Genomic DNA, 6446 nt, shown 5'->3' with positions numbered 1-6446 from the left:
CGAGGTGCTGCCGCTGCTCTACCTGCACGGCCTGTCCTCCGGCGACTTCGTGCCCGCGCTGGAGCAGTTCCTCGGCGGCACGGCCGACCTGTCGCCAGCAACCGTGACCCGGCTCACCGAGCAGTGGACCGACGACCACGCCGCCTTCCAGCAGCGCGACCTGTCGGATCGCGACTTCGTCTACGCGTGGGCCGGCGGCGTGCACCCCAAGGTCCGGCTCGGACAAGCGCACAGCTGCGTCCTGGTCCTGCTCTGCGTGCGGCTGGACGGCACCAAGGAGCAGATCGCTTTGGCCGAAGGTCTGCGGGAGAGCACCGAGTCGTGGGCCGACCTGCTGCGCGACTACCGCCGCCGGGGTATGCACGAGCCGGAGCCGGTCGTCGGCGACGGCGCGATGGGCCTGTGGAAGGCCCTCGTCGAAGTCTTCCCCGCCGCCCGCCATCAGCGCTGCTGGGTCCACAAGGCCCGCAATGTTACGAACTGCCTGCCGAAGTCGGCACAGCCGGGCGCGACGAAGGCGATGCAGGAGAAGATCACCAACGACGCCGAGGAACTGCTGGCGTTCTACGACTTCCCGGCCGAGCACTGGATACATCTGCGGACCACCAATCCCATCGCGTCCACCTTCTCCACGGTCAAGCTCCGCACCAAGGTCACTCGCGGCGCCGGCAGCCCCGCCGCCGCGCTCGCCATGGTGTTCAAGCTCGTCGAGTCCGCCCAAACCCGCTGGCGCGCGATCACCGGAGCCCACCTCGTCGCGCTCGTCCGCTCCGGCGCCAGGTTCGGGAACGGCGTCCTCATCGAACGCATGGAGAGCACTGCAGTGTGACCGGATTCGTGGCTGGGCTCACCAATCGCTCAGGAAGGTGACGAAGCGACCGAAGGCCTCGTCCCCAGCGCGATTGCGGGCGAGCTCCGCGCACAGCGTAGGAAAATCAGCCCAGGCCTCGCCCACGACGGTCCACCTGGCAAGGCTGCTACGCCCGTCGCAGATGCACACTTCGTCGACCCACCGGTCGGGCCCATCGCCCATCGAGTAGACGAAGAAATGTGCGTCCTCCACAGCTGGGGCCAGCAGGTCGATGAGCCGGTGGAGGTTGCGAATATCGATGTAGCAGACGTCCGACAGCATCTCCCAGCAGAGGTAGTCCGCCTCCGGCGGGCCCAGATCGAACTCCCATCCTCTCCCGTGGACCCCCTGGTTGAGCAGATGAACGGGCCATACCTGCCCAGGCACCTCGGCGGTCACTACCGAGAGTGTCTCCTTGACCAGGGACCGCCACCCGGGGCGCACTCGAGCGAACGTCCGATGCTGGCCAGGCCACGGCGACACCTGCGGAAAACGCAACCGGAACCGCCCGCACCAGCGATCATCTCGCCCCGTGACGAACGTCTCCGGCGGTTCAACCGGGCAAGACCCCCTCATACGTTGAGCATAACGGGGGCTTGAGAAGGGGCCTCTTCGAGCGGAATGCCCAGCTCAGCGGTTTCCTGTGCTTTGCCGCCCACGCTCCGGGGCACCGGGCCTGCCGGGGTGGCAGTGGCACAGCAACCATGTTCAGGGTCGGCGCGATCCGTGCGATGCGGTTGGCAGCGGACGGTGCCCAATGTCGCGGCAGGCCGGGCAGGTCATCGGGTGGTTCACGCCGCGATGGGTATGGGCCCACAGGGCTTCGCTTCCGTCGTGGCTCCGGCGCAGCGGCCCGCGGATCAGCCCGTGTTCGTGACAGTGGTCCCAGACTCGAACCAGTCGCACTGGGCCAGCAAAGCGCATGCAGCCCATCGTGGCCCCCGGCTTGGCCGAGGGCCACGCGCGCCGATCTAACGGAATGCCACTGGCGAACGCACGCTGCTGAAGTCGATCGCGCGGTCCGCCTCGCGCAAGGTCTGCTCGGCCACCCGGCGCGTCTCGGCGGGAACGTCCCCGTGCTCCTCCACAAGCCTGGCGTAGATCGGTGCCTCGGCCCTGTCTGCGGAAGTCATGTTGAACTTTCTGTCTGGGTACGGGCGTCTTCCGCCGGTGAGGGGAAGCGGAGGCCGAGTATACGTGCTGCAGGCAGGACACCGCAGAGTTGACCAGGGGCCGGGCAGCAGCAGAGCCGTTCCGCCCGGCAAGGCCCCCATGTCCGCGTTGAACAGGTGGCATGACGGGGCTGGCTCATCAGCACTCGGTGTTGCGACAGCTGACCGGTTGGGGCAGCCAATCCGCAAAAAGACGGACTTCAGCAGCGATGACACGGCCCGTCCGGTCTGCGTGTGAGGGGCTCCCGGGCGGACTCCGCCTCCCACAGTGCCCGAGACACCTCGTTCCCGATTGCGGCGCGGCGGCCGGTGGTTGGGCCGCACGGGAGCGGGGATTCCAGGCAGCGACGACATGGACCACCCCTGGCCGCCGTGCCGAGTTCTTGTCATCACCCACGACAGGCCAAGGCTTGGCTCTCTGCGGTCTGCGCGCCGGAGAGGACGCGAGCGAGTCAGGAGAGCCAGTCGGCGTAGCGGGTGGGGGCGAGGTGAGCGCCCTTGTCGGTGAGGACGTCACCCTTGACGACGGCGAACATGCCGGCGGTGGGGTCGGTAGCGACGGTACGGTTGTCGCCCTTGCGGGACAGGGTGATCCGGCCCAGCTCGTCCAGAGAGAAGATCTCGGGGCCTGCGATGTTGCGAACGCCATTCAGCGGGGCGGCCGCGGCGACCTCCGCCACCGCGTTGGCCACGTCCTTGGAGGCGATCGGCTGGATCGGCGTGGGAGGCAACCGGACGGTGTCGCCCTCGGCGGTCCAGGACAGGACGGCGTCCATGAACTCCATGAACTGCGTCGCCCGGACGATCGAGTAGGGGATCGACCCGGCCACGAGGATGGCTTCCTGAAGTACCTTGGCCCGGTAGTAGTCCAGCTCCGGCACCTGGTCCGCGCCGACGATCGAGAGGATGACGAAGTGGCCGACGCCGCCCTTCTGGGCTGCGGCCAGAAGGTTGTCCATCGAGGTCTGGAAGAAGGCCGGGGAGGATTCGTCGAAGGTCGGGGAGTTCGTCAGGTTGACGACGACGTCGGATCCCGCCACCGCCCTGTCCAGCCCTTGGCCGCTAATGACGTCGACTCCGGTGGACTGCGAGTGCGGTACCGCCTCATGCCCGGCGGCGTTCAGATCCTTGACGACCTGTGACCCGATCAGCCCGGTACCGCCGATGACTGCGAACTTCATGACATGCCTTTCGTCGGGAGCATGTCCGCAATATGGCATAAAAACCACCACATGGGCGCAACATGTACCAAACTCTGAGATATACCGCTTAAGGCCATATATAGGCATAAATTGTCCGAGTCGAGCGGGCTGATTAGAGTGGTCGAGTGAAGATGTCCGACGGAGTCGAGTGGGCCCTGCATTGCTGCGTCGTGCTCACGTCGTTTGAGGAGCCCGTCCCCGCGACCAAGCTGGCGGAACTGCACAGGGTCGCCGTGTCGACCGATTCGGCCGCCCGGTCCACGGTCATCACTCCGCTCAGGCACATCCTGCCGTTCCTGACCGAGTGCGGGGGAATGTACACAACGCTGCGGCAGGTCAAGCGAGATGACCCGCCCACCTGACTCGCCCCCACCGCCCTCACCAGTACAACGCCAGTGCCCTGCGATCAGTGCGCGGCACCCTCAATGCCGAGCAGCTGATCTCCGCCAACCCCTGGATGGACAAGCTGGCCAAGAGCCGTCGCCCGCGGGCCTCGACCGGCTCCGGCAGGACCGCATCTGGGAAGAAGCCCGCGCCAGCGGAGCCAACCCCCTCCACCTCGCCCACGTCTTGCCCCTCGGGGCCAAGACCAGCCTCCACCACACGACCGCCGCCGTGTCTCAGCCGCCGAAGACGCCTCGCGCACCCGCTGAACCGGAGGGCCCGTGCAGACCAACTCCCCGCATGAAGCCGTGGGTTGGCCCCAAGCACCCCTCGGAATTCGCGAACTCACGTTGTATCGGGATCGAGAACTTCTACTGCCGACCTGGCATCGGAGGCACCCGCGAGGAAAGCGGAGGCGAGGCCCGGAGCGGGTACTTCCGCCGCAACCACTGCGTTCCTGTTTCCCAAGATCGCCTCACTCTCCAAGCTGGACAGGACGACCCGAGCATGGGGACCGGCAGGATGACGCCCGCCGGATCAGCGCCAGAGCCAGACCCGTCGCCAAATGCTCCGGCATTCGACCTTACAGACCGTCACTGCAGATCAGGGGTTGGGCGGGACGTGAACGACGGGCATTCAGAACGGCGGTTTACGCCTCCCGCCCGAGTCGTGTCAACAAAGACACGCTGCCACCAGGAGTGAGTAGGCATCAGAAAGTCGCCCAGACAGATTAATGGCGCATCAATTTACTTACAGATAAGGATACTTGCTATCTCATCTGATTATCTGGCAATAGCAAATGGGTGTCTCGTGTACCCCGATCGGCGCCCCGGCACCAACCCTTCAACGTGTCCGATATGACAGCTATGGGGGCCGTCAGTACGTTCAATTACAGGCCGGCTGCTCGGCCGACCTCTCTGAGACAGGAGAAGTGACATGGTTACCCGTTCCACCGTCGTTACCGCTGCCATCGCGGCTGCTGCGGCACTGGCCGCCACCGGCATCACCTACGCCTCGGCCGCCACCACCGGGTCGGCCCAAGCATCCCCTGTCTTCCAGCAGGCCACCGCCCCCGTTTCGGCCCTCGACGGCGGCGACGCCGGCAAGGGCAACGACGACCGGGACCACGGCGACCGGGGCTACGACGACCGGGACCACTACGAGGGTCGCATCCAGATCAACGAGCGCACCTACGCCGACGAACCCGGCGGCTGCATCACCGTGGTCAGCGGCCTCGGCTCCAAGAGCCTCAACATCCGCAACGACAGCCGCCGGACCATCGAGGTCTTCCGCGGGGCCACCTGTGACAACGGCGCCCCCATCGCCACCGTCGGACCCTGGAGCTCCAGCGACGGCGTATTCCCCGGCCACGTCCGGGGCGGCGTCTTCGTCCACGACGGAGTCGTGGGCAGCTTCCGGGTGCTCGAGCGCCACTACGAGGGCCGGTGACCGAAACACCCGCATGGCACGGAACCCCTGCCCGCCGGAATCGGGCCGGGGTTCCGGTCTGCGCACCCCCTGCCGGGACACCCCGGCCCCGCGAGAGGATGGTCGGTGAGCTGTTCCACCTGGCTGGGGTGAAGGCGGACGTCATGACCAGGCTCTGGGCGCCGCCGAAGCCAGGTGTGCATGACGCAGTGGGCCGTGACGCCGACCATGCTGGGGGTGTGCGGGAGGCGCTGATCATCTTTGCGGTCGCCCCGCTGGTCTGCGCCCTGGTCCCCGGCGTCGCCGTGCTGATCGCGGCACGAGCGGTCCAGGGCCTCGGCGGCACGGTGATGACGACGTCGACCACTGCGCTGCTGTCCGGCGCCTACCAGGGGCGGGCGCTGGGCACGGCCTTCGGCGTGTAGGGCGCGGTCAACGGCGCCGCAGCCGCGGCCGGACCCGTCCAATCTACCCGTCTCGCCCCTCGCCATCGCCATCGCCGTCGGCCGCCTCACCAACGAATCGAACGGCGCACCCGCCGACCGCTGCTGGACCTTTCGCTGCTGCGCAACCGCACCTTCGTCGGCGTCGTGATCGGCGGGCTGATGCTGACCGTCACCGCGGTCGCGGAACTGACCGACACCAACAGGTCGAACCGTTCGTTCATGTCGAGGCCGGTCAGGGCGCCGCCCTTGCCGTAGCGCAGGACGGTGTTCGCGCTGTTCCGGTTCTCCACGACCTGGAGGCCGCTGTGAATCTCGCGGGCGGGCGGAGCCAGAGGCAGAGGCGAGATCTACGGTTGCCCGGGCTCCGACGACCAGAGTGGCGGCAAGGCTCGCGCGTAAGGCTGTCATGCGCCCAGTAACCGGCCCGGCAGCGCGCGACCCCATCCCCTCGTCCGGCGCTCGCGCGTGTCCGGCGCAGAAACCGCCGCCCCGTCCTCATCCTGGACCGGGCTTTGGCACGGCTCTCCGCGAATCCCGCATGTACCCCTTGACGAGGAGACACGACGCAGCTCCGACCTTCCCGGGACGCTGCTGCCTGCCCCTGCCTTCATGAATCACCCGGTGATCTTCGAGCCCGCTCTGAAACAGTTCGCCAACGCATACCGTGCAGGGGAGCCCGAATTCGACGATGAGGACGAAGAGATGGGCCGGCCCTGGCACCGGGCGCGGCGCACCGTGCTGGATACGGTGCCCGCGGCTGTCGCGGACGGCCCGTGGGGCAGGCATTTTGTGCTGCGCGGCAGCGTGTTGATGGCCACCTGGTTCGGAGAAGTGGCTCGCGATCCGGGTGCCCTGGACTTCGTCGTCGTGCCTCAGAGCCTGTCGGGTGGCTGATCATGCGTGATGCGTGACGGTCGTGATCTGCCTTCCGGGCATGGCGACGGCCCCGGAATGATCACGTGGT

General features: G+C 67.2%; 8 protein-coding genes and 1 pseudogene. 5 read left to right on the top strand and 4 right to left on the bottom strand.

The window, feature by feature from the left end; all coding sequences use genetic code 11:
* The coding region (locus tag ABTZ94_RS35665; RefSeq protein WP_351207302.1) for an IS256 family transposase at window positions 1-829 on the top strand (829 nt) is incomplete at its 5' end.
* A gap of 18 nt (window positions 830-847) precedes the next feature.
* Here ABTZ94_RS35665 and ABTZ94_RS35660 read toward each other — a convergent pair.
* The 3 genes from ABTZ94_RS35660 to ABTZ94_RS35650 form a co-directional block, all read right to left on the bottom strand.
* Window positions 848-1249 carry a hypothetical protein gene (locus ABTZ94_RS35660; RefSeq protein WP_351207300.1) on the bottom strand — a complete coding sequence of 134 codons (402 nt, stop codon included), beginning with the start codon at window positions 1247-1249 and terminating at the stop codon, window positions 848-850.
* Between the two features lie 572 nt (window positions 1250-1821).
* Window positions 1822-1983, bottom strand: coding sequence for a hypothetical protein (locus ABTZ94_RS35655; protein ID WP_351207298.1), 162 nt, complete (start codon window positions 1981-1983; stop codon window positions 1822-1824).
* Window positions 1984-2474: 491 nt separating this feature from the next.
* On the bottom strand, window positions 2475-3203 hold the full coding sequence (locus ABTZ94_RS35650) for an SDR family oxidoreductase (protein ID WP_351207296.1): 729 nt from the start codon (window positions 3201-3203) through the stop codon (window positions 2475-2477).
* A 152-nt stretch (window positions 3204-3355) separates the two neighbouring features.
* On the opposite strand from ABTZ94_RS35650, the pseudogene ABTZ94_RS35645 reads away from it, so the two are divergent.
* The 3 genes and pseudogenes from ABTZ94_RS35645 to ABTZ94_RS35635 form a co-directional block, all read left to right on the top strand.
* Window positions 3356-3463 (top strand): annotated as a pseudogene (locus tag ABTZ94_RS35645) (transcriptional regulator); the annotation flags it as partial.
* A gap of 1081 nt (window positions 3464-4544) precedes the next feature.
* The gene (locus ABTZ94_RS35640) at window positions 4545-5057 is read left to right on the top strand and encodes a hypothetical protein (RefSeq protein WP_351207294.1); all 513 of its coding nucleotides are present in this window, start codon (window positions 4545-4547) and stop codon (window positions 5055-5057) included.
* A 143-nt stretch (window positions 5058-5200) separates the two neighbouring features.
* Window positions 5201-5461 carry a hypothetical protein gene (locus ABTZ94_RS35635; protein WP_351207292.1) on the top strand — a complete coding sequence of 87 codons (261 nt, stop codon included), beginning with the start codon at window positions 5201-5203 and terminating at the stop codon, window positions 5459-5461.
* 86 nt (window positions 5462-5547) lie between these two features.
* Here ABTZ94_RS35635 and ABTZ94_RS35630 read toward each other — a convergent pair whose 3' ends face one another.
* Entirely contained in the window at window positions 5548-5772 is a 225-nt protein-coding gene (locus ABTZ94_RS35630; protein WP_351207290.1) for a hypothetical protein, read from the bottom strand.
* Window positions 5773-6091: 319 nt separating this feature from the next.
* On the opposite strand from ABTZ94_RS35630, the gene ABTZ94_RS35625 reads away from it, so the two are divergent.
* Window positions 6092-6376 (top strand): hypothetical protein, encoded by a 285-nt coding sequence (locus ABTZ94_RS35625; protein ID WP_351207288.1) that lies wholly within the window; start codon window positions 6092-6094, stop codon window positions 6374-6376.
* The last annotated feature ends 70 nt before the right edge of the window (window positions 6377-6446 follow it).

This window comes from Streptomyces sp. NPDC002785 (genome assembly GCF_040295565.1).
In the GTDB taxonomy this organism is placed as follows: Bacteria; Actinomycetota; Actinomycetes; order Streptomycetales; family Streptomycetaceae; genus Streptomyces.
This window is presented reverse-complemented; position numbering and strand designations above follow the sequence as displayed.

Bases quoted from the DNA above. Each gene is read 5' to 3' on its own strand.
- ABTZ94_RS35655 (WP_351207298.1), bottom strand. From the start codon at position 1,983: ATGACTTCCGCAGACAGGGCCGAGGCACCGATCTACGCCAGGCTTGTG.
- ABTZ94_RS35650 (WP_351207296.1), bottom strand. From the start codon at position 3,203: ATGAAGTTCGCAGTCATCGGCGGTACCGGGCTGATCGGGTCACAGGTC.
- ABTZ94_RS35640 (WP_351207294.1), top strand. From the start codon at position 4,545: ATGGTTACCCGTTCCACCGTCGTTACCGCTGCCATCGCGGCTGCTGCG.
- ABTZ94_RS35635 (WP_351207292.1), top strand. From the start codon at position 5,201: ATGACCAGGCTCTGGGCGCCGCCGAAGCCAGGTGTGCATGACGCAGTG.
- ABTZ94_RS35625 (WP_351207288.1), top strand. From the start codon at position 6,092: ATGAATCACCCGGTGATCTTCGAGCCCGCTCTGAAACAGTTCGCCAAC.